The following is a 25738-nucleotide window of genomic DNA, read 5'->3' on the forward strand; positions in this document are numbered from 1 at the left end:
TCAATCCATGACGCAAAAAATAGATTCCCTAATCAGCCAGGAAATAAAACAACACAATAGTTTTGATGAACTGTGGAACAGTGATCATGGATCGTATCAAGAATATTTTTTTCACAATAACGACGACTGGTCAAAAGTAATCGTAATGTTCAATGGGGCTGTCAGCCCAAGCCAACGTCGAGATGGATATACGTTTCAAAGATGGTCATGGGCATCACAATTTCGCCATCCGGTTATTATTATTTCGGATCCTACAACTTATGGCGAAAATGGCTTAAATCTAGGTTGGTATACGGGCCCTCAAAATACCCCATATCTACCTAATGCCTTAGAAAAACTAACGCAATATATTCTACAAAGATCCCCTAATGCACATATAGTCTCATTCGGCTCATCAGCTGGTGGGTTTGCTGCCCTTGCAGGATTACAGCTCGGATACTTTGATACGGCCATTGCCGTGAATCCTCAAACCGATATTGAATTGTATCCAGTAAAGCCGCCTTTAAGGCGATATTTAGACTGGTATGGTAGAACCTCAAAATACACATCAACAGAAGCTGATCGTCAAAGGTTTTCTCTAATCCAAATGGGATTCAAAAAAGCCAAAGAAAACTCTCAAATTATATATATCCAAAACACTGATGATGTCATACATCACCTGGAGCATATGCTTCCATACTGTGACTCATTAACAAAGACTGGATTTAAAGTGGCTTTAAAACCTCATTTATTTTCTAACCCCGGCTTAGGGCATAATCCACCGGCAATTAATGGGTTGAAAAAAATAATTGGTGAAGATTTTTCGTCTCTGATAAATATTTAACACAGCTTTAAATATTCTCCATTAAAAATCCCTTGCTAATAGAAAACACTAGCAAGGGATTTTATTTATTTAATTCGCAATATAGTATCTAGAATTTCACCTGACCTAAGAGCATATCTCTCACCCCATCGATAAATTTCCCACTAATTACATCCCAAGTTCGATTCTCCATTACCCATTTACGGGCATTAGAACCCAGATTAGAGCGTTTCCCTTGGTCATCAATTAATTCTAACAAACTCTCCGCCAGACTACTCAAAGAGCCTTTTTCAAACACAACACCGGTCTTTCCATTCACAACCATCTCAGCCAAGGCTTGAACACTAGACACCAATACGGCCTTCTCCATGGCCAATGCTTCCAACGGTTTCATTGGAGAAACCATCTCGCATACTGGCCAAGACTTTCGGGGGAAAGCAGCGATATCAACAATGGAGTAATACTCCGCAGCCAAAGAATGCGGCACTCGGCCTGTCAGCAGGATTTTGTCCCGAATGCTACTTGCCTCAGCCAACTCTTGGATCTTGCTGAAGTACGGCCCGTCACCCACCAAGAGAATCTTGAAGTCGACTGACGGATCTCTCTGGCTCATCAATTCACAAGCCAATATCAGATCATCCAGGCCTTCATAATCTTGGAAAGAGCCAATGTAGCCAATAATGGCAGTATCTTTATTGATTCCCAGCTCGTCCAACAACGCCTGGGATTTATCACTAGGGCTAAAATCCTCGGGGTTCGTGCAGTTGGGAAGAATGATAATTTTCTCCTCCTCTACTCCACGAGAAATCAACTCTGTCTTCATCGCTCCTGTCAGGGTAAAGACCAAATCAGCTTGTTTGGCCACCATAGTTTCAAAGTTGCGAATTTTCTCAGTTTCATGCTTGCGTTGTGGAGCCGTATCGCGAGACTCATGCACAATCTCCCAAAGCCCCGACACTTCGTATACAAAAGGAAGGCCATTTTTCTTGGCAGCAATCAAACCTGGTAAAGATATTTGATAAGTTGAACGTCCGTGCACATAATCAGGCTGCTCATTTTTCAGCACTTCATCAAACACATCAACGCAATCTTTCATATACGTTGCTTCATCACGAATCCTGACCGATTCACAAAATGTTTTGTGATAAGAAAGCCCGTCGATCTGCGCTGTAATACTTTCAGATTTAAGGTCTTTCTTCACATCATATGGAAAATTAGGACGTGTATAAGCTCTGACATCTAGACCATTTTTTATCAATGACCTTGCCAAGCCATGAGCTCGTGTTGCGTATCCACCCGAAAAATATGGCAAAGAGCTATGCAGAAAATACACAGACTTCTTCTTATCAAAATACGATGTAAAAACCTGCCCCTGCTTCCTGCAGTATTGAAAATACTCTTTAAATAGAGCCAAATAGGACTCGCTTTTCTTCTGAAGGATATTGGCCGTTTTATTCAGTACTTTTCGCTCAACACATAAATCAGCAATATTTTTATACTTTTGAGCATGAAACAAGGCTTTCAAATACAACTCAAAAGTTCGGTAGCTATCCGATTTTTCGTAGCCATACTTGGCTAATGCCAATGCGTTACTGATCTTTCCTTGAGACAACTCTGTCGCCACCAGCTCGCACCATTGCTCCTCATCATCAAAAGACAAAGTCTTCTGTCGATCTCCTAAAACCCGAGCCATAGCAGATCTCAAGGTAAGCGGAGTAACAAGCTCTTCCCCATTCGACAGGAAAATCACAGATGCATGAACAGCAGAGCCATAACGGAACAAATCAAGCTTGTCGTCTTTATATTTCCCGCAATGAACAAAAGGAAGCATTTCCTCAAGCTTTTCCTGGAGGTGACCCGCTTCGTAAGAAACGGCGTTACTCCAATAGTCATTCGAGGGTTGCCATTGACTCGAAATCAGAACAGGTACATTCAAGTAAAGAGCATCCAAGCCTCTTTGAAAGGATGAACCAGCCCGATATGCCTTCTGCGCTTGCTGTGGCAATATCACCATATCGCTCAGGGCATAGTAATCACCCAAAGCCTGCTGAGCATGGCACTCAAGACGGATCAGCCACGAGGATGTAGAGTACTGATCAGTCAGCTTCCTGCTTTCGAACGACTGCACAGTATCGCCTTCAACCCAAAGCAAAGTAAGCTGGCCATACTGCTGCTGCAATTGTTCAAACGACATCAATACTTCCTGCTGCTCCTCAGAGCGGCCTAAACCGGCCAAATAACAAACTACAGTGTCGCCTTTCGGAATACCCAGCTTTTCCCGGAGTACAGGGTCAGCCGACTTGAACACAGGCACATCGATATAGCTCAACTCCAGCTTGCTACTGTTATCACTGCCGTAGTCTGAGGAGAGAACCTGTCCATCCCCATTACTGGCCAGCTTGCGACGGCAAAGCTCCAAGTTCACACTAAAGTACTTTTCACCCAGTTGCGTTGAAAGCTCTTGGTAGAGCTCGTAAGCCGTTGAATATTCCGCTCGCGAGAACGCATCTGCTGCAAGTCGTACTTTGAGCTGCATCATGGTTACTGCTTCCTTCTTCCATATAACTGTCGATCAAACATATACCCTAACTGGATCAATCCGGGATTTTGGCCAATTTTGATTTCATAACGACTATCGAACCCCGCGCAACACATCAGATCGCGGCATCAGAACAAACGACATATATCAATTCTAGTGAAGTCACAAGGGGCGACTTGGGGTTGGCATTTCTCGCTCCAAAGCACCCTCATCTCTAGCAAAGAAAGACAAGGCGCACTATGTCTGTATCTGTGGCGAATAAAAGCCAAACTCCCTACTGCTGACAGCAGCACATTCCGAACGTCGGAGGACGATATCAGACTGACGCTCCTAAAACAGCGTAACGACTGCTAAGGAGTCGACCATAATTCGCCTGAGGCACTTTTAAAAGTAAAGGGCCATCAAGAAGGCATAATGTACATTTTCCATTCATGCCACTGACCTCTTCCCACTCAGAGTCAGGATGGATTTTTATGAACTTGAAACTATACTCGAGCACTTTCCACAAAACAGATACAAGTATTATTTTGAAACCAATTTTAGAGTTACTAAAATTTATTTTTGTAAGAAAAAGACAAAAATCAACAATAAAGATATTCTTCATCTCTCGTGAAATCGTTCTTGTATGTCAAAGCACGTAAACATTCCGATAGCAGCAGCGATAACTATCAACACACAGTGAATGAATCAGCGACGTGATGCAGCAAAGGCTCAACACTCTTGCCTAGGAAAGAGGAAAGTTCAAACATTCGACTAAATCCACAAGTTGAGTCGCCCCCAACAGAACCATCGTCCGCTCCAGCTCCTGAGCGACCAAGCTCAACACTTCTGAGACACCCTGCTCGCCACCTTGCGCCAAACCATAGGCCACGGCGCGCCCCAGGAATGCGCCCGTCGCCCCACAAGCGATGGCTTTGGCGACATCAGCACCCCGCCGAAAGCCGCTGTCGATAAACACCGGCATCTGCGTTTTGACGATATCCATGATTTGCGGAAGAACGCTGATTGTTGAAGGCGCACAGTCCAATTGTCGGCCACCATGATTGGACACGATCAGCCCATCTACACCGTAATGCAAGGCCAGACGCGCGTCCTCGGGATGAAGTACCCCTTTGATCAGCAACGGGCCGTCCCACTTGGAACGCAACCAGGAAACATCATCCCACACCAGACGACGGTCCATGCTTCGCGCCAGCAATGCCGCTTGCGCCTGGGCTGAACTGGCCCCTTCTGTAGGCATCAAGTTGACGAACTGGGGCTGTCCCGCCAAAGCCTGGCGCCACAGCCAGCGGGGCTGCGAGGCCATATCCAGCAACAGGCGGGGGCCTGGACGGAACGGCAATTTGAAGCCGTGGCGTATGTCCTTTTCTCTATAGCCACCTACAGGCACATCGACGGTCAACACCAAGGCCTCGAACCCGGCTTGGCGGGCGCGATCCAGAATGGAATTGGCCATGCCCCTGTCTTGCATCACATACAACTGCATCCAGCATGGGCCTTCGCAGACTTCACGCACCTGCTCCAAAGGGCTATTGGACGCTGTGGACAAAATGTACGGCAAACCCGCCTTGCCTGCAGCACGCGCCACGTGCAGATCCCCACGTGGACGCACGACATCGATCAAGCCAACCGGAGCGACACCAAAAGGCGCAGCCCATCGGCGTCCAAAGACCTCTATTTCTGTTGATACCGCCGACGTATCACGCAAACTGCACGGCGATAAAGTCAGCGTCTGCAAATCTGCCTGATTACGAGTCAAACAGAGTTCGTCTTCTGCCCCACCAGCGACATAGTCATACACAAAGCGTGGCAGACTGCCTTGAGCCGCTACCTGAAAATCCTGAATATTGAGCCGCATGATACAAGCTGTCTCCCACCTGATGCCGGGTGCTCAAGACCCGATTCAACTTAATTGTTTAAGCATCAAGTATATGACTGAATGCATCGCTCCATGCAAAGAAAACACGTCTGTTTCTGCTCAACCAAAGGAGAACGTGTTGGCAAGAACAGGCGACTTAGCTGACAACGGGCAGACCGTGGATCGTACAAGGGTCAACCAAACAGATACGCCGACACCTTGGCTGACTAACTCCTGCTCTGCACGGACTTCTCACTACTACGACCCATCTCCAGATTCGGTACTGGGTCATCAGTCGAAAGCAGAGCTTTTACTTCAACCCTGTAAATAGGGCAACTTCGTGACGTGGTGCTTAACAAGTACTCCAAACTTTGCAAACCAGGCCATACTGGCTAACACTTGCTCAGAAAGAAGCAGCGGTTCAAGCCAGAAGCTTGAAACCGCTGCGTTATTCCTGGGGCAGTCTTTACACTCCAACCGGCGTCACAAGACGGCCTTGCGTAACGTAACGCTCAACATTCTTCAACACCAGCTCGCACATGGCGGCTCGGGTTTCACGGGTTGCGCTCCCTACATGGGGCAGCACTACAACGCGCTCGTTGCTGAGCAATTCGGCAGGCACTTCGGGTTCGTTCTCGAACACATCCAGCCCTGCCCCGCCTAATTGACCACTTTCAAGAGCTGCAACCAATGCTTTTTCATCCACCACAGAGCCGCGAGCAACATTGACCAGGTAGCCCTCGGGCCCGAGGGCTTTCAAGACCTCGGCAGACACCAGATGGTAAGTTTGCGGGCTGCCGGGGCAAGCCACGATAAGAAAATCGCACCATTGCGCCAAAGCCAGCAATGAAGGCTCGTGCGGCCAAGGCAACTCAGGTTTGGCGCTACGTGTGTGATAGCGGATATCCATATCAAAGCCAATCGCACGACGCGCAATGACCTGCCCGACTCGTCCCATGCCCAGCATCCCCAGGCGCTTGCCGCTGACCCGAGTGCCAGGCAGGGTGGGGCCGACACGCGGCCAGTCGCCACGCCTCACATGACGGTCTGAAGCAGAGACGCCCCGTACCGTATCTATTAGCAGACCGATCGCCAAGTCAGCCACGCAATCGTTCAATACGTCCGGCGTATTGCTCAGCATCACCCCACGCGCACGAACTGCATCCAGGTCGATGGCATCGTAGCCCACACCCAGGCTGCAAATGGCGTTCAGGTTTGGCAAGGCATCAATCAGTGCCTTGTCTGCGCCCTGCGTTCCGGTGGTGATCAGCACGGTAAATTCACCTCCGTGCTCACGCAAGAACGCCGCTTGGTCAGGCGCATCACTCAGGGTTTCGACCGGGCACAAGGCAGGCAGTTTGCCCGCCAGCGGTGGGGGCAAGGGACAGGCTTGCAGAATCTTATGGCTCATGGTCATGCTTCACGTGTAAAGACGTCGAAATCGACTTGTTTCAATAGTGCATTGCTCTGGCGTATGACATGGCCGGCAGCAGAGGCCTTGCGACGATAGGCCAACCAGCGCGGGTCAGCCTCCAGCGCGTTACGACGGGCTTCCCGGTCTGCCATATCCTTGTATGCCCACAGATGAACCACCTGATTCAGCTCGCCCACCTCTGTGGTGTAGTAACCGTGACAAGCACCCAGATGCTCGATTTGTACGGCACGCCCTTCCGTGGCATACAGGGACAGGAAATCACGCAGCAGGCCGGTGGGGATGGTATAGGTTCTTTGGTCGATAATCATGTTGCGAATCCGTTTTTATCCAAGGTATTTGGGCAAGAGCAGCGAAATGACCGGGAAGGCCAAAAGCACCGCCAGGCGGAAAACATCAGCTACCACGAAAGGCAAGACCCCCCGATATAACGTGCCCATCTTCACGTCGGGCAGCAGGCTTCTCAGAACCATGACGTTCATGCCCACGGGCGGGGTGATGAAACTGATTTCAGTGACCACCACCACGATGATGCCGAACCAGACCAGGTCAAAACCCAGGTGCTGCACCAGCGGGTAGAAAATAGGCACGGTCAGCAAGACCATGGACATGCTCTCCAGCACGCTGCCCAGCACGATGTAAATGGCGCAAATCAGCAAAATCACCACGATCGGGTTCATATCGAACTGCTGCACCCAGCCCTGCAAGTCGCCAGGCATGGAGGTGAAATTGATAAAGCTGGAAAACAGCAAGGCGCCGATCAACACCATGAACAACATGCCCGTGGTACGTGCCGACTCGACCAGCACATTGGAGAGCACTTGCCAGGTCAAACGGCCACGCAGCAAAGCGAACAAAAAGGCACCGCAAGCACCAATCCCAGCCGCTTCAGTAGAACTGAAAACCCCGCCATAAATACCGCCCATGACAATGATGAACAGCACCAGCACACCCCAGACGTCACGCAACGCACGCAAGCGTTCTTTCCAGCTCATGCGCTCACCGGGGGGCCCTGCTTTGGGGTCGCGCCATATCGTCCACCTGACCGCCAAGAGGTAGAGACCCACCGCCAGCAGCCCCGGCAAGATTCCGGCAGCAAACATCTTGCCTATGCTTTGCTCAGTCAAGATGGCGTAGACCACCATGACGATAGAGGGTGGAATCAAAATACCCAGTGTGCCACCGGCAGCGATGGAACCGGACGCCAAGGCACGGCTATAACCCAGTCTGCGCATTTCCGGATACGCCACCTTGGACATGGTGGCCGCCGTTGCCAGGCTGGAGCCGCAGACGGCACCAAAACCACCACAGGCCACCACCGTGGACATGGCCAAGCCGCCTTTACGATGGCCCAGGAACGCATACGCAGCCGCATAGAGCTCTTTGGACAACTTGGCTTGGGTAATGAAGTTACCCATCAAGATGAACAGCGGCAGCACGGACAGCAAATACTGAAATCCGCTCTCGCGTACCACTGCGCCGGTCATGGCGTAGGCCGAGGGCCAATTACGCATGATGCCAACACCCATAAAACCCACCAGAGCCATGGCAAACGCTACGGGCACCCGCAGGAAAATCAAGAGGAGCATGGCTGCAAAGCCAATCAATGCTTCAGTCATTCTGTGCCTCTTCTTCCGGACGGGCCGTATCTGCGTTCATGTCTCGGCAAAGCTGTCCCAACTCCACCAGTGTGTTGACAAACAGCATGATGCTCATGAAATAAACAACCGGAGCCAGCGGCAGCCCCAGCAAGGTAGTCTGATCCAGGTACTCGGCTGCCGATTCGGCTTGCGTCCAACTGACCATCGCCAGCAAGGCACTGATTCCCGCTGCCAATACGTGGCTGGAGACATGGACGACACGCGCCCCCTTCTGTCCACCGGGAACAGGCACCAGATCGACCACAACGTGCTCACGCTCCATGGTGGCGAACACGATGCCGCAAAAAATGACACCCACCATCAGTATTTCGGTCAGCTCTACCGCCCCCATGACTGAAACATTGAAAACATAGCGCCCTAATACATCAGCCAACGTCAGCAAGGCCAGCGAGACCATAAACAACTCGGTCAACCGTCGCAGACCCGCTCTTAACAAAGAGAGAATGGAGTTCATGCTTTGTAGCTCCGGGGCTGCTGGCGCACGAAGCGCACAGCAGGTTCAAGACAGTCTGAATGCGCGGATCAATGACCACCTTCCCGCGCTTTCAGGTCGGCCCGGAACTCGGCCAGTACGGCAGGCCCGTCTATACCCTTGGCTTTAGCAGCGGCAAGCCAGGTTTGCTCAAACGCGGCAGTACGCTCCTTGACGGCGGCAACCAGCTCTTCACTGGCAGGGTGAAACTGCACATTACTTGCCTGCAGGGTTTTCAGGGCGGCCACATCCGCATCCCCCCAGGCCTTGCCCCCCAGACGCGCAATATGTTCACCAGAAAGACCCATCACGATCTCGCGGTCTTTTTCAGACAAGCGATCAAAGGCACCCGGATTCATGATGATGCCGTGCAAATCGGCATAAAGACCGCCGGGAAAAACCGTCGCATGTTTGACGACGCTATCCAGACGAAACGACACAACCGACTCAGGCGGGAAAAGAACCCCATCCACCACGCCGGTACTAAGCAGTTCGTATGATTCGGATGCGGGCTTGACCACCGCGTTCACATTCAGCGCCTTGGAAAGGTCCGCTTGCATCCCACCGCCAATCCGCAGCTTCAGACCCTCGAAATCGGCCATGTTCTGTACCTGTTTTTCTGTGGTGTAGACACTGCCTGGGCCATGACCGTAAATGCCCAGCAACTTGATACCGCGATGCTCTTTGGCATCTTGCAGGTACTTGCTGTAGATATCCCACGCGGCCAGTGAGGTGGACTCGGCGCTGTTGCCGGAAAACGGCAGCATGGCAAATTTCATCAAGTCGAAATTGCCGGGGTAATAAGAATAGGAAATAAAGGCCAGATCAACGAGACCATTGCGTACCGCATCCAGATGCCCGACCGGGTTGGTGGCCGCCTTGGTCAGGAAGTTGATCTTGACGCGCCCGTCGGTGGCCTGCTCTACCTCTTTGGCCCAGGGCTTCATGAAATTAGCGACCAGAACATGGGTCTGCGGAATCCAGGCCGAAAAAGTCAGTTCCACCGGTTTGTCCGCTTTGGCGGGGCCCGCCGCCACACCCAGGCTCGTTAAGGTCATACCCAACAGGCGAGAAATCCATCGGTTCTTCATGGGGGAATCCTTTTTAGTGGTAGATCGTTATAGGTATAGTTAGTCAGGCCCTTCAGGAAACAAGAGCCTGCTCAATCAAGGTTGTGGCATCGCCGTCATGATGCATACCCAGTTGCGTGGCGATTGCCGTTGTCAAAGGCGGCCACTGGGCAAATTGCTGGTCAAACTGAGGGTTGGACTGAAAGCTCAATCCCGCATCGGCCCCCCGGCCATAGCGGGATTTGGCAGCCTGTACCAGGTCTGCCACCTGAAGACGCTGGGCGGGAAGATTCCACACCCGAGCTGCAGGTAAACGCACTGTTTCCAGGCGCGCTGTTGTCAGAAGGTGCCGTACACAGGCCGGTAAGGAAAGCAGCCATATCCACCCCTGTGGGCCGATGGGACATTCGTACGTACTGCCAGTGGCAAGGGCGTGAATCAAAGCACTCGCAAAGGAAGACAGCGCCGTTTCGGCCGTCATGGGCCGGGCAACCACGGTAGGCAAGCGAACCGAGCGGCCATCCAGAAAACCCCGGCGGCTGTAATCGGCCAGCAGCAACTCCATCATCCGCTTCTGCGTCCCGTAACTTAAGGTGGGAGCAACGGGGGTGTCATCATCCACCTGCCGAGGCAGCGGTGTACCGAAGACGCCAATACTGCTGGCATACACCACAACGGGACATTGGTCTTGCTGTCGCAACTGTTCCAACAGGCTCACCGTGCCGGTGATATTGACACGCAGACCCAGCGCGAAATTCTCTTCAGCCAGTCGACTGGTCACCGAAGCCAGATGGAAAACCGTATCGGGTGCAGGCATCAAAGCAGCCTGCAGCGCAGCAGTATCGGACAGGTCGCCGCGAATACAGCGCAGGCCAGGCAGGTGGTGATCGCCGTGCTCGTCAAAAGCCAGATCCATCAGCGTCAGGCTTTCAATCTCATTGGCCGCCAAAAGCTGGGCCGCCGCACGGGAAAGGGCTTGTCCGATGTAGCCGTTAGCACCAGTAATCAAGACATGCTTCATGGCTTATCTCCCGACAGCCTGCATATACGCAGCATCATGATGACGTGGTGCAGCCAGCACGCCGCGATCACGCAAGGGCTGGCACCAAGTCAAACCCTCTGACGGCAATCCGCGGGGCTGATACTCGCAGCCCAGCCAGCCATCGTAAGCCAAGGCAGGTAAAGCGGCGACGCCTTCCAGCAAGGCATGCTGTGCAAGATCAGGCTCGTAACGCCCATCGGCACCCGCAATCTGCACATAACCAATCCAGGGCGCACAGGCCGCCACGCTGGAAAGGACGTCCAGGCTTTCTTTGACACAGTGGTAGTAATCAAATTGCAGACGTAAGCGCGGAGACTTGAAATGCTGGAGCACCTCAATGACCTGCTCGGGCAAATAATAGAAGTACCCGGCCATATCGCTGCGGTTAAGCGCCTCCAGCGTCAGCACCAGATCATCCGCTTCAGCCAGGGCCAAAGCCTGTTCCAGATTACTGAGCAGTGCGGCCCGACAGTCTTCCTGTGCAAAAGGGCTGATGTCACCCGCCATCACATGAATACGGCGGCAGCCGGTCGCCTGTGCCACAGCACGGGCGCGATCAAAGGCTTCCTGAAACTGGGTCTGTGCGCCAGGAATCGCGGCCCAACCCAGCCTGCCCCGCCCCTCGCCTATTGGTGTATTGATCAGTGTCAGCTCCAGCTTGGCGGCTTGCAACTGACTGGCGTACCAGGCCGGAGCGTAGTCGTAAGGCAGCAAAATCTCGACACCCTGAAACCCATCGGCCGCTGCAGCTTCAAAGCGCTCGCTCCAGTCCCGATGCCGATACAACCAACTGAGGTTAGCGGATAGTTGCATGGGGCCGCCTGCCTTATGTGCTTATCTGGCGCAGGAAGGCGTCACGCTGCTCGGGCAGTACAACGCTGACCAAGGCAGACACCTCAGCCTGACCCAGCCCCATGGCGCTGGCCACACGCAACATTTGCTGCACGCTGGCCGCCACCGGCATAGGTGCATCGCTTTGTTGAGCATTGGCGATCAGGGTGTCGATATCCTTGAGCATGGTGGACAGCGCACCGATACTTTTTGCCTGTGCTTCTATCATGCGCGGGGCAAAGATCTGCAAGGGCTTGGAGTCCGCCCAGCCGCCCGCCAGTGCGGGCGCCAGCTTGTCTACATTGATGTTATTGCGTTGGGCAAAGCCAATGGCTTCGGCCAGTGCCGCAATCGAGGTTGCCACGATGGCCTGGTTGCACAACTTGGTTGCCTGCCCGGTACCGGAAGGCCCCATATGCGTGATATTGCCGGCGTAGGCGCGCATGGCGGCCTCGGCTTCAGGCATATGGGTTTCGCTGCCGCCGGTCATGATGGCCAGCGTACCGGCCTCCACGCCGGGAATACCGCCGGACACCGGAGCATCAATCCAGTCAGCGCCGCAGCTTTGCGCCAAGCGAGCAGCCAAGTTGCGCGTGGCTTCCGGGTCGATGCTGGAGTGGTCCACCAGCCAATTAAGACCTGCTGCCTGAGCGATGCCGTCCGCACCGAACACCACGGCCTCGGCAGCCTGGGCATCAAACAGGCATAACAAGACACCGTCGACGCCTTCCGCCGCTTCGCGTGGCGTACTTACAATCTGCGCACCGAGTGCCGCCAGCGGCTCGGCCTTCTCCCTGGAACGGTTCCAGACTTTGACCTCGTGACCCGCTTTCAACAGGCGCTGTACCATGGCCGCGCCCATCAATCCCAAACCGCAAAAACCGAGTTTCATCTTATATGTCCTCAAGCTGTTCTTGCGGCCACTCGGCAGCACCCGAATGGGTCACTGCCCCTTCGTTGGTCGGTCCAACCAGACGTGCGTATTTCTCCAGCGCGCCAGCCAGACGGTCTCGTACGTAGGGTTTCCATTGCGCCCGGCGTTCGGCCAGCTCCTCCTCGGACACATGCAGTTGCATGCTGCTTTGCGTGGCGTCGATGGTGATACGGTCGCCGTCTTTCACCAAACCGATGTTCCCACCGGCAGCCGCTTCGGGGCTGGCATAGCCGATACACATACCGCGTGTCGCACCGGAGAAACGGCCATCGGTCAGCAGTGCCACTTTCTCGCCGTTGCCATGGCCGTAAATAGCAGCGGTGACGCTTAGCATCTCGCGCATGCCGGGGCCGCCTTTAGGCCCTTCGTTGCGAATGATCAGCACATCGCCCGCCTCGTAGCCCTGCCTGGACACCACGGCCATGCAGTCTTCCTCGGTTTCAAACACGCGTGCGCGGCCATCAAAAACCAGAGACTTCAAACCGGCAATCTTCAACAAGGCACCGTCTGGACACAGATTGCCCTTGAGCACGACCAAACCGCCTGAAGCATGAATAGGCTGATCGCTACTGCGCACGATACGACCATCTTCATCGGGGAAGCTCTCCAGAGCCTCGGCCAGGGTTTCGCCGGTAATGGTCAAGGCATCACCGTGCAGGTGACCGCTTTTCAAGAGTGCCTTGAGCACTACGGGCACCCCACCAATCACGTCCAGATCGCGTGCCAGATAACGGCCACCGGGCTGCAAGTCGGCAATCAATGGCGTGCGGTTGAACACCTCGGCCATATCGTCCGTGGTGAAACGAATACCTACTTCATGCGCAATGGCAGGAATATGCAGGGCTACGTTGGTCGAACCGCCCGTCGCAGCCACAGCAGCAGTAGCATTTTCCAGACTCTTGCGGGTGATGAGATCACGCGGCAAAGGACCACCATTTTCCAGAATCTCCATCACACGGCGACCAGCACGCCGGGCCAGCGCATGCCGCTGGCTGTAAACCGCTGGCGTGGTCGAAGAACCCAGGAAGGACAGGCCCAAAGCCTCGGCCACCATACCCATGGTATTGGCAGTGAACTGGCCCGGACAGGAGCCAACTGTCATGGCACAGGTGCGCTCGATGCCGTGCAACTGCTCCAGAGAAATCACGCCGCTTTGATAACGACCCACCCCTTCAATGGCGGTCAGCACCGTGTTTTCAGTACCATCGGGCGAGTAACCCGGCAGCATGGAGCCACCGTAAATGAAGACAGAGGGAACGTTAAGCCGTGCCATAGCCATCAAGGTACCGGGCAGCGTCTTGTCGCAACCGCCCAAGCCGACCAAAGCATCATAGGCGTGGCCGCGCACGGCTATTTCCATACTGTCGGCAATCATCTCGCGTGAGACCAGGCTCATGCGCATGCCAGCGTGGTTCATGGAGGTGCCGTCGGACACGGAAATCGTGTTCATCATGACAGGCACGCCACCACCCTGTGCAACCCCCAGGCGCACGCTGTCCGCCTGCGGGCCCAGCGATTTGGAACAGGGGGTGTTGTCTCCAGCGGTTCCAATGATGGCAACCATCGAGCGGTTCAGATCATCATCGTCCAGGCCCGTTGCACGCAGAAAGGCTCGGTGTGGGGTGCGGGTCACGCCCTCGGTCACTGCTTTTGATCTATGTTTTTTTAGCATGGTCTTTGGTGGTGATGAGTAGTTGAAAGATTGATTCAATCGGGCAGATCCAAACGGTCAAATATCCAGGAGACATCTTCCTGAATGTAGTGACGTGCCTGGGCAAAATCCCCGTCGCGCAACGCGGTTACGGTGGATTCGTGCAGTTGGTCTGAGGAGTCCTCGTTATGGAGTGATTCGCGGGTTTCGCGCAGATAAGCGCCCGACTGCAACCACAAGCTTTCGATCATGGCGAGCATGACGGGCGATTGAGCGGCGGCATAAATCGTGAAATGAAAGATGCGGTTTTTTTCCAGGCTGCTGGCCACGCCTTTGGGCGTACGGCGCTCTTGTGTAATTTCTTGCGCCAACTGTTCTAACTGATCCAGCACGGAGGACGTCAGCAAGGGGCCGGCCCACTCGGTGACGGTGCCTTCGATCAGAACGCGTGCACGGCGAATGTCGCTCAGGCAGGTTTTGGTAATCAGGGGGACACGCGTGGTGCCATTGGGCAAGGGCTCCAGCCCTTGCTGGGCCACCAGACGGCGCAGTGCTTCGCGCACCGGCATGGTGCTGGTGCCCAGCGCATCGGCCAGATACTGAATGCCTAGCACTTGGCCCGCACGGTACTCGCCATGCATCAGCTTGTTGCGTAGGGCTTGATAGACCGCTTCGTTAACGGATTGCCGAACAATGGGTTGAAAAGCTTCGAGCGGAGCACTGGTGCTTGCAGCATCTGAATGTTTCATTGAATTCCGTCACAAAATAGGTTCGAGCAAAGATTTGTGATTTTTGATCAATTCTAAGGACGGACTTCTACGACAACCAATCAGAGCTAACCCTTAGCCCCCTAATTCTTGATGGACAACGCGGCAAGCCTTGCAAGCAAGCCGCACATCCGGTTTTGCAATGCGGTCAATCAGGCCGTAGAGCTGGCCACGGCTGGGATAGGCAGTTCGTTGAGGCCCTTGAATTCCTGCAAGGAAAAGCTGGTCTGCGCTTGTCGAACCCCCGGCAAACGATGCAATTTTCGTTGCAACAATTCCGAATAACTGTCCAGATCCTTGGCGACCACCATAAGCAAAAAATCAGCCGGCCCGGCAATGCCATGGCACATCACCACCTCCGGAATATCGCGTACCGCTTCCACAAACTGCACCGAACGCTCTTCATTCTGAAAGTCCACACTAATGCTGACGAAGGCCACCACGCCATAGCCCAGGCCGCGACGATCCAGCCGGGCGTGGTAGCCTGAAATAAGCCCGGCTTCTTCCATGCGTCGAATCCGACGCCAGCAAGGTGACTGCGATATACCCACTTTTTGCGCCAGCTCGCTTGTGGTGAGCCTGGCGTTTCCTTGCAGCTCGGCCAGTAAACTGCCATCGACCTCATCCAATTCTATTTGCATAAAAAAACCTGTTTTTAACGTTTTTCAGGAAAAATTATGCTTCTATAAAAAACAGCTTGGCGCAAGACCCTTAAATCCCTAAGATCAACGCATAAATTTAAGTGGGATTAGATAATGAAACCACAGACAAACTTCAGCTTTACCCCTGTGCCCGCCTGCTCGGGTGCCTGCACCGTGCTGCTGATGGAGACCTTCGGGCCAGATGCATTGCCCACTGCCCTTGGCGCGCAACACGACTTTGGTTTTCCAGCGACCCACGCGACCTGTTCCACACGTCGCACAGGTCATGATTAACGTACCGGGAACAAAACAAATGAATGCTTCCAAAGCATCGGCTGACAAGGGAATCAGCGAGACAGAACGCATTGTTTCGGAAGAAAAAGCACAATTGGATTTCAGCCAATCCATGAGCTATGGTGACTACCTGCACCTGGACGAGGTGCTGGGCGCCCAGCACCCGCTCTCGCCTGCCCACGACGAAATGCTGTTCATCATCCAGCATCAAACCAGTGAACTCTGGATGAAGCTGATGCTGCATGAGCTAAACGCGGCCACGGCATCGGTCGCCGCCGATCGATACGCCGACAGCTTCAAGATGCTGGCGCGTGTCTCGCGCATCATGGAACAACTGGTCAGCGCCTGGACCGTGCTGTCGACCATGACCCCGCCGGAATACACCGCCATGCGGCCTTATCTGGCCAGCTCCAGCGGCTTTCAAAGTGCGCAATATCGCTGCATTGAATTTGCTTTGGGCAACAAGAATGCCGCCATGCTCAAACCACATGCGCACCGTCCAGAACTGCTCCGCCAGGTTGAAGCCGCATACCGTGCCCCCTCGCTGTATGACGAGTCACTGCGCCTGTTGGCCCGCCAGGGTTTTGACATTCCCGCCGACTATCTGGAGCGTGACTGGACGCAACCCTATGTGGCTAGCCCCGACGTCGAGGCCGCCTGGTTGCAGGTTTACCGTGATCCCCATGCGCATTGGGATCTGTACCAACTGGGCGAGAAGCTGACCGACATTGAGGATGCCTTCCGTCTTTGGCGTTTCCGCCATGTCACGACGGTTGAACGCGTCATCGGTTTCAAGCGCGGCACCGGTGGCACAGGCGGCGTCAGCTACCTGCGCAAGATGCTGGATGTGGTGCTGTTTCCCGAGATCTGGACTGTTCGGACCGCGCTGTAATGCAGGCTCCACACGACTCCCTCTCCGCGCAGGAGCGCGAGCGCGAATATTCGCCCAGCTCCTGTATAGGCGGAAACTACGCGCCTTACATCGAGGCATACGCCACGCTTAGCGCAGCAGCCTTGCAAGGCGGAGCACGGCATACCGAGCTTGCCTATGGCAATAAGGCCACGCACAAGCTTGACCTGTTCCTGCCTGAACCCCGCGATTCGGAGGTGCTTCCGCCTTTGTTGCTGTTTATTCATGGCGGCTACTGGCAAGAGCTTTCCAAGGCTTCCTCCTTGTTCTCAGCCCCGGATTGCACTGACGCTGGCATCGCCTTTGCGGCCATTGATTACACCTTGGCACCGCAAGCCTCTGTCCACGACATGGTGCTGGAGTGCCGCCAGGCACTGCGATGGCTGCATCAACACGGCCAAGAACTGGGTTTTGACCCGCAACGTATCGTCGTTTCCGGCAGCTCTGCCGGAGCGCATCTGGCGGCCATGTGCTGCTTGCGTGGATGGAAAGAGGATGCCGATTTGCCGGTAGGCGCGCCCGCAGCGGCAGTGCTGGTTTCCGGCATTTACGACCTGCAAGCCCTGATTGGCACCAGCATCAATGAGGCACTGTCCCTGGACGTGGAAAGCGCACGGGCGATTAGCCCTCAACTGCTTGATCTGCAAGGATTCCCTCCCACTGCCATCAGTTGGGGAGAAATCGAAACCTCGGAATTCAAGCGTCAGAGTCAGGCTTTTGCCGATGCACTGAATGCACTGGGTGCCCAATATCTGCCCCCGCTCGAAGTACCAGCACGTAATCACTTCGATGTCATTCTTGACCAGGCGCGTTCCGGTACCGCCTTGGGTGACACCACGCACGCGCTCTTTGCGTCGCTGCCTGCCACTTCTTCTGGGGGCAATTCATGAAACAAGTGATCGACGTGGGTCTTCCGCCCCTCAAGCAAGCCTTTTCATGGGCGGTGAAGGCCAAGGGGGACATGCTGTTTTCCGTGTACGGGCCGGTACGCCCAGACGGAAGCATAGACACAGGCCACATCGAGCAGCAGGCTCGCCTGACCTTCGCCAATCTGCAGCAAACCGTACACGCGGCGGGCGGCACCTTGGACAATGTCACTCAGGTGCTGATTTACATGACGGATGTGGCTGATATGGCCGCTATCGACGCGGTTTATCGTGAATTTTTCATCGAACCCTTCCCCAACCGCGCCAGCGTGGGCGTCGCAGCCCTGGTTGAGCCTGGCATGAAGCTGGAAGTTCTGTCGTACGCGATGATTCCCTAAGACCTGCAGAGGCGGATCAGCATCAAGCAAGCCGCCCAAGCCTTGATCAACAAGTGTATGGATTACAGCGAGTCGAACGGATCATGCGTGCTGGGCAAGCCCGTATCATCCCCCAGCACAAAGCGGGGAATGAACTGCAGCACATACTGCCGCATGGCCTCGACCAAACGCTGCGCATCGGGACGCAGTTCACGGGATCGCAAAGACACCACGCCAACCATATAAGGCACGTGGATATCAATGGGGCGCAGCACGACGTTCGGCAGTGGCAAGCCGTGGGCGGTGAAGGGGTCGATCAAGGAGACGCCAACACCCTGGCTGGCCAGAACCAAGCCTTCCAAAGAGGACGCGACCTCGATATGGCGGATATCTTCCGGGGCTTGTGGGCTGGCACGCAGCAAAGCAGTAGCCAGAGTATGACGCAGGCGATGGCGGTTCTGAATAGAAATCAGGGGCGTACCCTGAATGTCACTAAGACGCACCAACTCGTGCTCGGTCAAGGGGTGATCCAATGCCATACCCAACAGACACGGGCTTTGTCCTGACCAGTGCAAGGTACAGCCATCAATATCCAGCGGCAGACTGGTGACAGCCAGATCTGCCCGCCCTTCGTCAATGGCTTGCACCACCTCTTCCGGCTTTACCGTATCAATAATCAGCTTTTGCTTAAAGGCTGGATCGTGATGCTCCATGATACCCAGCGCCTGGGGCAGCAGCCCAACAGCCAGCGCATGAGTGGCTACGATACGCAAAGGCCGCAAGCCCCCACGAGCGATTTCCAGGGCGCGGCTTTGCAGCACCTCCAGATTCATCAACATCGGCCTGGCTTCCAGATAAAACTCGCGCCCTTGATCGGTCAAGGTGACCTGCGGACGGGTGCGGGTAAACAGCCTAAAGCCCAGCTCCTGCTCCAGCTCCTGGATCTGGCGGCTGACCACAGGCTGAGAGCGATCCAGCAAGCGGCCGGCAGCGGTCACACTGCCTGCGGACATCACAGCTGCAAAAGCTTCTAATTGGCGAATTTCCATGTCGTTCTATGTGAATGCCGCATTGATCAACACGGAATATTCTAATGCGGAATAGTTAGCAGGACTAGCGTTTCACGCCGAAACACTGCTCCAACGTGGGGAAAGAACCATCACGCACTTCAGCCGCGTATTGACCGGCTGCCTGGGAGATCAAGGCACCCACATCCGCGTAGGGTTTGGCAAATTTAGGGATTTTGCCGTTTGTCAGGCCCAGGATATCTTCGGTCACCAGGACCTGGCCATCACATGCAGGTGATGCGCCAATACCGATAGTAGGAATGGCGATGGTTTCGGTAATCCGGCGACCCACACTTTCCGCCACTCCTTCCAGCACCACGCCCCAGGCACCGGCCTGAGCATGCGCAACAGCATCGTCCAACACGCGCTGGGCGGCAGCATCGGTCATGCCTTGAGCTTTGTAACCGCCCATGGTGTTCACATACTGAGGCATCAAACCCACATGGGCCAGCACAGGTACACCACGCTCGACCAGGAAACGGGTGGTTTCAGCCATGGCTTGTCCGCCTTCCATTTTCACCGCCTGGGCGCCGCTGGTCGCGAGCATACGCGATGCATTGGCAAATGCCTGCTGGGGTGATTCCTGATAGCTGCCAAAGGGCATATCCACGACAATACAAGCGTGTTTCGTTGCACGCACCACGGCCGCAGCATGGGCAGCCAACATATCCACCGTAATGCTTAGGGTGTCAGGCATGGCATAACCTACCATCGCGGTCGAGTCGCCCACCAGGATCATATCCATATGCTCGTCCAGCATTCGTGCGATTGGCGCGATATAGGCTGTTAACGACGCAATTTTTTGTTTGCCCTTATAGGCGGTCAGAGCGGGAACGCTAATGCGAACCTGCGTGGTATGTACGCTCATACTTACTCCAGCTGGAACCCCATAGGACAACGCTGATATGGGATTATGAATGATGCAGATTGCAGCATCTTAATAAAAAATTCAGTCGACGCATCTATAATCGCCGCAGGACAAAAAACAATAAGCCAATTTCCTGCCTACGTACAAGCTTCACGTGTCCAGCCCGTGTGGATTCAGGTCTTGTTAAGGACTTTTACCTTGACACCGCCTGTACGCTAGGGCCTGACCGTTCCCCATGCGCGGTGGTTTCATCAGCCAAACCTTGGCTGCTTTACCGTGTACTCTACCGAGGAGAGACCTATGTCGACTATCCCCCCAAGCATCACCTTCCACGACGATAACCGTGCACCACAACTGGGCATGGGCGTGTGGCAGGTACCTGCCGAGCAAACGGCCGACGTGGTGTGCAGTGGCATCGAAGCAGGCTACCGCCTGATCGATACTGCCGCTATCTACGGCAACGAAGCCGAGGTCGGACAAGGGATTCGTCAGTCCAAGGTGCCACGCCAAGAGCTGTTTGTAACCACCAAGCTGTGGAATGATAGGCATGGCCATGACAACACCCGCGCCGGCTTTGAAGAAAGCATGGACAAGCTGCAGCTAGATTACGTGGATCTGTACCTGATTCACTGGCCTGTGCCCAAGAACCGCCAGTACATCCAGACCTGGGAAACACTGATCAATCTGCGCAATGAAGGCCGCGTAAAATCCATTGGCGTGTGCAACTTCCTGCCCCAGCATCTGCAAACCTTGCTGGACAAGACCGGCGTCTTGCCTGTGCTGAACCAAATTGAGCTGCACCCCGGTTTTCAGCAAGCGGAGTCACGCCACTACCATGAGGATCACGCCATCCAGACCCAGGCCTGGAGCCCGCTGGGGCTGGGCACGCTGTGGGACAATCCGGTATTGAACAAGATTGCCAAGGAACATGGCCGTTCCGTGGCGCAAATCATGCTGCGCTGGCAGATTCAACTGGGCAATATGGTGATTACCAAGTCCACCTCCCCCGAGCGCCAGCGCGACAATATGGACATTTTCAGCTTCGAGCTGAGCGCGCAGGACATGGCCGCCATTGCCGGTCTGGACCAGGCCGAAGGGCGTCTTGGCCCGGATCCAGAATTGTTCCGCTTGCCCAAAAGCACCGTCTAAGGCTAAGCCTTGGGGCGCACCCGACGCGCAGGCCCAGACAAAAAGGCGGCAAGAAAAGGGGCCAGGGCAAACAGCCACAGCAGAGCCTGCGCTGACTGGCGCGCGCCCTGCACCCCACCGGGGTCTGCAAAGCCCGAGGCCGTGGTGATGATCCCGGCCAATGCAGCCCCCAGGGCCATCGTAAATAGCTGCAGGGTCGTAATGGCAGCCGAAGCAATATTCTCCTGGCCCTTGGGCGCGGAATGAAATACCCGCGTCAGCAAGTGCGGCCAGGCCAGACCAATCCCTATTCCAACGCCCAATAAGGACAGGTACAAGGCCCAGGAATCATCCCTGCCTTCGCTCAGGCCCTCCCACGGGATAAACACACCCAAGGCGGCCAGGGACAGGCCTGACAACACCGGCCCTGCAATGATCAGGCGATCCCCTGCTTTCAGCCCACGACTGGAACTGGCAATCGAGCCCAAGGTCCAGCCACCGGACATCAAGGCAGTCAGATAACCTGCTTTCAACGGGCTCATATGATGAATGATCTGCAAAAAGTAAGGAATGAAGATCTCCGTTGCCACCGCCACACTGACCAGACCAATACCAGCGTACAAACTGCCCAAGGCCGTGCTGATCGAATACGTTCCTTGTGGAAACAGACGACTGGTGGATCTGCTGTCAGCGCGGGCCATCAGATAGACCAGAACGGCACCGCCTACGACACCCGCCAGATTGATCATCCAGGACGTGGATAAGCTGCCTGCCGACATAACCAGTACCGAGGCGGTCAACAACAAGACCTTGCCCAAGGTCGAACCGGATTGACGCGTTTCAGGGGCACGCGCATCGCGCAACTGGGTCCAGACCAGAATCGCCAGCAACGCGGCAGCCGGCAGGACACTCCAAAAGGCCAGACGCCATTGGCCCATCTGGGCAAACACCCCGCCGATCGCCGGTCCTGACAAGGTCGCCACGCCCCACATGCTGGACACCAGGGCCATCACGCGCGGCCAGAGCCTTTCTTCAAATACAAGCCGGATCGAGGAATAGCTCAGACCCAGCAGCAAACCGCCCCCCAGCCCCTGAATCGTGCGGGCAAAGAGCAGGAAAGGCATGGAAGGCGCTGCCGCGCACAAGGTCGTACCAATCGCAAAGAACAGCAGCGACACCAGAAAGCTGTGTCGCAGGCCCCATTTTTCCAGAACCTGTGGTGACAGGGCCGAGCCCAGAATCGACGCCACTACAAAGAGCGTGGTATTCCACGCGTAGTACTCCAGCCCGCCAATATCCTCCACCACCGAGGGCAAAATCGTGGTCGCCACATACACGTTGATCGCGTGAACCGCCACGCCACCGGCCAAGGCCAGCGAGCGCAAGCCATTACGACCAGACAACAACTCAGACCAAGATGCTTCTTGGGTATTCGCCATTTTTCTTTATCCACGCAAAAGGCCGGCAAAAAAGCCGGCCCCTGAACACACAAATGCGCCAGAGGCATGACACCACTGGCGCACCTGCTGGCGTATCACATCACGCCTTGGCCTGCTGCCGAGCTTACGCCTTCAACAAACCCCGCAACACGTACTGCATGATACCGCCATGACGGTAATAATGCGCTTCGCTAGGCGTATCAATCCGGACCAGGGCCTCGAATTCAATATCGCCAGCACGCACCTTGACCCTCTCGGGGATCTTGTCCTGATTCAAGACGGTAATGCCTTCGATATCAAAGACCTCATCGCCCGTCAGACCCAGGGTTTCCGCATTTTGACCAGCCGGGAACTGCAAAGGCATCACGCCCATGCCCAGCAAATTGCTGCGGTGAATACGCTCGTAAGACTCGGCAATCACTGCTCGCACTCCCAAGAGCACCGTGCCTTTGGCCGCCCAGTCACGCGAAGAACCCGAACCATATTCCTTGCCGGCCAGAATGACCAGCGGGACAGCGGCATTCACGTAGTTGCGCGAGGCATCGTAAATGGTTGCCACAGGTGCACCATCTTGTGTGAAGTCGCGTGTATAGCCACCCTCTGTGCCCGGAGCCAGTTGGTTACGCAGACGTACGTTGGCAAAGGTGCCGCGAATCATGACTTCGTGGTTACCACGGCGCGAACCGTAGGAGTTGAAATCCTGCGGCTTCACATCGTGATCCATCAGATAGGTGGCGGCAGGCGAAGTACGGGCAATCGACCCGGCTGGGCTGATGTGGTCGGTTGTTACCGAATCACCCAGCTTGGCCAGCACGCGCGCACCGCGAATGTCCGTGACAGGACTGGGGTCGCGCTGCAGATCAATGAAATAAGGGGGTTTGCGCACGTAGGTGGAGGAGTCCTGCCAGTCAAAACGATCCCCTTCGGGCGTAGGCAGCGAACGCCAGCGTTCATCACCGGCAAACACATCAGCATAACCATCGCGGTACATATCCGAGGCGATCGCCTTGCTGATCACGTCCTGCACTTCAGCGGCGGAGGGCCAGATGTCTTTCAGGTACACATCCTTGCCATCGCTACCCTGCCCCAACGGCTCCTTGTACAGGTCAATATCCATTGTGCCCGCCAAGGCGTAAGCCACCACCAGCGGCGGCGACATCAGGTAGTTCATTTTGACTTCAGGGTGAATACGGCCCTCGAAGTTCCGGTTCCCCGACAAGGTGGACACCACCGCCAGATCGTTTTGATTAATCGCCTGGCTGACTTCTGGAATCAGTGGGCCAGAGTTACCGATACACGTGGTGCAACCATAGCCCACCAGATCAAAACCCAGCTTGTCCAGATAGGGAGTCAGGCCGGCACGTTCGTAGTAGTCCGTGACTACACGCGAGCCTGGAGCCAGACTGGTTTTCACCCAAGGCTTGCGGTTCAGGCCTTTTTCCACGGCTTTCTTGGCCAGCAGACCTGCGGCCATCATCACGCTGGGGTTGGACGTATTCGTACACGAGGTAATGGCGGCAATCACCACCGAGCCATGATCCAGCTCGCACTGGCTACCGTCAGCCAAGGTGAATGTAACCGCGGCTTTACGGGGTGCAGGCGGTTTGTGCGAGGGCACGTCCGAGGCAGGAAAGCTCTCTTCAACGGCTTCGTCATAGGTAGCCACATCATCGCCCAGCAGATCACGCACCGAGGTACGGAAGGCGGATTGGGACGAAGACAGGGCAATGCGGTCTTGTGGACGCTTGGGGCCGGCAATCGAGGGGACGACCGTGGACAAATCCAGCTCCAGACGCTCGGAGTAGCGCGGCTCGTGCTGTGGATCATGCCACAAGCCCTGGGCCTGGGCATACTCACGCACCAAGTCGATCTGCTCTTTGGAGCGGCCTGTCAACGCCATATAACGTAGCGTTTCCTCGTCAATCGGGAACATGGAGATCGTCGAGCCATATTCGGGGCTCATATTGCCGATGGTGGCGCGGTTGGCCAGCGGCACAGCACTCACACCGGGGCCATAGAACTCTACGAACTTGCCAACCACCCCGTGCTTGCGCAGCATATCGGTAATAGTCAGCACCAAGTCTGTCGCCGTGGTGCCTTCGGGCATTTGACCCGTCAATTTGAAACCCACAACACGGGGAATCAGCATGGAAATAGGCTGACCCAGCATAGCGGCTTCGGCCTCGATACCACCAACACCCCACGCTACCACACCCAGACCATTGACCATGGGTGTGTGCGAGTCGGTGCCCACACAGGTATCGGGATAGGCCAACTGACGGCCTTGTTCGTCGCGCGTAAAGACCACACGGGCCAAATGTTCCAGGTTCACCTGGTGAACAATACCTGTACCCGGTGGCACGACTTTAAAATTATCGAAAGCACTTTGGCCCCAGCGCAGGAACTGGTAACGCTCCATATTGCGCTCGTATTCGATCTCCACGTTACGCTCGAACGAGCTGGGCTTGCCAAAATCGTCCACGATCACTGAGTGGTCAATGACCAGCTCAACAGGAGCCAAAGGATTAATTTTCTGCGGATCTCCGCCCAAAGCCTGCATGGCTTCACGCATGGCAGCCAGGTCCACAACAGCGGGGACACCCGTAAAGTCCTGCAGCACAACGCGTGCCGGTGTAAAGGCGATTTCACGATCCGGCTCGGCGGCCGGATCCCAGGCGGCCAGGGCACGGATGTCATCGGCGGTCACATCGGCGCCATCTTCGGTGCGCAGCAAGTTTTCCAGCAGAATCTTCAAGCCATAGGGCAGGCTGGCAACATCCAGGCCATCTCCACGAACCGCATCCAACCGATAGTAGTCGTAGGACTGCCCGTCGACATCCAACTGGTGCAAAGCCTTGAAACTATCTACGCTTTTCATATCGGGATCTCCATGGAAAGGTGCCGGCCGATACCATTCAATTTACCCAGCCAGCAAAACACATGTGGTAATTGTCTATTGGTCTAGACCATTTCACATCTTACACGTTGCTGTTGCACCCTGCCGGGCGAACTGCCCTGCCCATGGTCTCCTACCGCATTTAAACGACCCCAAAAAAATTCTTTACGTATAATGGATTAGGGTCGTTCTT

Annotated in this window: 23 protein-coding genes; 6 read left to right on the top strand and 17 right to left on the bottom strand. The window is 55.0% G+C overall.

Going from position 1 to position 25738, the window contains the following annotated elements; all coding sequences use genetic code 11:
* Window positions 1–7: 7 nt before the first annotated feature.
* A complete protein-coding gene (locus tag ACDI13_RS09055; protein WP_316989785.1) occupies window positions 8–823 on the top strand; it encodes a prolyl oligopeptidase family serine peptidase in 816 nt (271 codons plus the stop codon).
* Between the two features lie 88 nt (window positions 824–911).
* Here the strand turns inward: ACDI13_RS09055 and ACDI13_RS09060 are convergent, their stop codons facing one another.
* The 13 genes from ACDI13_RS09060 to ACDI13_RS09120 all read right to left on the bottom strand — a co-directional run bounded on the left by ACDI13_RS09060 (window position 912) and on the right by ACDI13_RS09120 (window position 15700).
* Window positions 912–3341, bottom strand: a complete 2430-nt coding sequence (locus ACDI13_RS09060) for a glycosyltransferase (protein ID WP_316989786.1) — start codon at window positions 3339–3341, stop codon at window positions 912–914.
* Between the two features lie 724 nt (window positions 3342–4065).
* Complete coding sequence (locus tag ACDI13_RS09065) at window positions 4066–5199, bottom strand: alpha-hydroxy acid oxidase (protein WP_316989787.1); 1134 nt, start codon at window positions 5197–5199, stop codon at window positions 4066–4068.
* 466 nt (window positions 5200–5665) lie between these two features.
* On the bottom strand, window positions 5666–6616 hold the full coding sequence (locus tag ACDI13_RS09070; RefSeq protein WP_372373060.1) for a 2-hydroxyacid dehydrogenase: 951 nt from the start codon (window positions 6614–6616) through the stop codon (window positions 5666–5668).
* Complete coding sequence (locus ACDI13_RS09075; RefSeq protein ID WP_316989789.1) at window positions 6613–6942, bottom strand: NIPSNAP family protein; 330 nt, start codon at window positions 6940–6942, stop codon at window positions 6613–6615. Before ACDI13_RS09075 ends, ACDI13_RS09070 begins: the two co-directional genes overlap by 4 nt.
* Window positions 6943–6957: 15 nt before the next feature.
* Window positions 6958–8250, bottom strand: coding sequence for a TRAP transporter large permease (locus ACDI13_RS09080; protein ID WP_316989790.1), 1293 nt, complete (start codon window positions 8248–8250; stop codon window positions 6958–6960).
* The gene (locus tag ACDI13_RS09085; protein WP_316989791.1) at window positions 8243–8746 is read right to left on the bottom strand and encodes a TRAP transporter small permease; all 504 of its coding nucleotides are present in this window, start codon (window positions 8744–8746) and stop codon (window positions 8243–8245) included. The genes ACDI13_RS09080 and ACDI13_RS09085 overlap by 8 nt, the downstream gene beginning before the upstream one ends.
* Window positions 8747–8814: 68 nt before the next feature.
* Window positions 8815–9855, bottom strand: a complete 1041-nt coding sequence (locus tag ACDI13_RS09090; protein ID WP_316989792.1) for a TRAP transporter substrate-binding protein — start codon at window positions 9853–9855, stop codon at window positions 8815–8817.
* Window positions 9856–9907: 52 nt separating this feature from the next.
* The gene (locus tag ACDI13_RS09095) at window positions 9908–10855 is read right to left on the bottom strand and encodes an NAD-dependent epimerase/dehydratase family protein (protein ID WP_316989793.1); all 948 of its coding nucleotides are present in this window, start codon (window positions 10853–10855) and stop codon (window positions 9908–9910) included.
* Window positions 10856–10858: 3 nt separating this feature from the next.
* A complete protein-coding gene (locus tag ACDI13_RS09100; RefSeq protein ID WP_316989794.1) occupies window positions 10859–11689 on the bottom strand; it encodes a TIM barrel protein in 831 nt (276 codons plus the stop codon).
* A gap of 13 nt (window positions 11690–11702) precedes the next feature.
* Complete coding sequence (locus ACDI13_RS09105; protein WP_316989795.1) at window positions 11703–12599, bottom strand: NAD(P)-dependent oxidoreductase; 897 nt, start codon at window positions 12597–12599, stop codon at window positions 11703–11705.
* Window position 12600: 1 nt separating this feature from the next.
* Entirely contained in the window at window positions 12601–14313 is a 1713-nt protein-coding gene (gene ilvD / locus ACDI13_RS09110; RefSeq protein WP_316989796.1) for a dihydroxy-acid dehydratase, read from the bottom strand.
* A 35-nt stretch (window positions 14314–14348) separates the two neighbouring features.
* Window positions 14349–15041 (bottom strand): GntR family transcriptional regulator, encoded by a 693-nt coding sequence (locus ACDI13_RS09115; RefSeq protein ID WP_316989797.1) that lies wholly within the window; start codon window positions 15039–15041, stop codon window positions 14349–14351.
* A 170-nt stretch (window positions 15042–15211) separates the two neighbouring features.
* A complete protein-coding gene (locus ACDI13_RS09120; protein ID WP_316989798.1) occupies window positions 15212–15700 on the bottom strand; it encodes an Lrp/AsnC family transcriptional regulator in 489 nt (162 codons plus the stop codon).
* Between the two features lie 114 nt (window positions 15701–15814).
* Between ACDI13_RS09120 and ACDI13_RS09125 the strand changes: the two genes are divergently transcribed.
* Genes ACDI13_RS09125 through ACDI13_RS09140 form a run of 4 tightly spaced genes read left to right on the top strand, consistent with a single transcriptional unit; the run spans window position 15815 to window position 18168 of the window.
* Entirely contained in the window at window positions 15815–15994 is a 180-nt protein-coding gene (locus ACDI13_RS09125; RefSeq protein WP_316989799.1) for a hypothetical protein, read from the top strand.
* 19 nt (window positions 15995–16013) lie between these two features.
* Complete coding sequence (gene kynA / locus ACDI13_RS09130; protein WP_316989800.1) at window positions 16014–16886, top strand: tryptophan 2,3-dioxygenase; 873 nt, start codon at window positions 16014–16016, stop codon at window positions 16884–16886.
* Entirely contained in the window at window positions 16886–17794 is a 909-nt protein-coding gene (locus ACDI13_RS09135) for an alpha/beta hydrolase (protein ID WP_316989801.1), read from the top strand. The genes kynA and ACDI13_RS09135 overlap by 1 nt, the downstream gene beginning before the upstream one ends.
* On the top strand, window positions 17791–18168 hold the full coding sequence (locus ACDI13_RS09140; RefSeq protein ID WP_316989802.1) for a RidA family protein: 378 nt from the start codon (window positions 17791–17793) through the stop codon (window positions 18166–18168). Before ACDI13_RS09135 ends, ACDI13_RS09140 begins: the two co-directional genes overlap by 4 nt.
* 62 nt (window positions 18169–18230) lie before the next feature.
* Here ACDI13_RS09140 and ACDI13_RS09145 read toward each other — a convergent pair whose 3' ends face one another.
* Both ACDI13_RS09145 and panB read right to left on the bottom strand, forming a co-directional pair.
* On the bottom strand, window positions 18231–19160 hold the full coding sequence (locus ACDI13_RS09145) for a LysR family transcriptional regulator (protein ID WP_372373064.1): 930 nt from the start codon (window positions 19158–19160) through the stop codon (window positions 18231–18233).
* A gap of 100 nt (window positions 19161–19260) precedes the next feature.
* Window positions 19261–20082, bottom strand: a complete 822-nt coding sequence (panB, locus tag ACDI13_RS09150) for a 3-methyl-2-oxobutanoate hydroxymethyltransferase (protein WP_316989804.1) — start codon at window positions 20080–20082, stop codon at window positions 19261–19263.
* A gap of 300 nt (window positions 20083–20382) precedes the next feature.
* Here panB and ACDI13_RS09155 point away from each other — a divergent pair, with 300 nt between their 5' ends.
* The gene (locus tag ACDI13_RS09155) at window positions 20383–21231 is read left to right on the top strand and encodes an aldo/keto reductase (RefSeq protein WP_316989805.1); all 849 of its coding nucleotides are present in this window, start codon (window positions 20383–20385) and stop codon (window positions 21229–21231) included.
* Between the two features lie 2 nt (window positions 21232–21233).
* Here the strand turns inward: ACDI13_RS09155 and ACDI13_RS09160 are convergent, their stop codons facing one another.
* Window positions 21234–22649: an MFS transporter gene (locus ACDI13_RS09160; protein WP_316989806.1), complete on the bottom strand. Its 1416-nt coding sequence runs from the start codon at window positions 22647–22649 to the stop codon at window positions 21234–21236.
* Between the two features lie 124 nt (window positions 22650–22773).
* The gene (gene acnA, locus ACDI13_RS09165; protein WP_316989807.1) at window positions 22774–25527 is read right to left on the bottom strand and encodes an aconitate hydratase AcnA; all 2754 of its coding nucleotides are present in this window, start codon (window positions 25525–25527) and stop codon (window positions 22774–22776) included.
* Between the last annotated feature and the right edge of the window lie 211 nt (window positions 25528–25738).

It is taken from the genome of Alcaligenes faecalis, from assembly GCF_041521385.1.
GTDB classification, from domain to species: Bacteria; Pseudomonadota; Gammaproteobacteria; order Burkholderiales; family Burkholderiaceae_B; genus Alcaligenes; species Alcaligenes faecalis_E.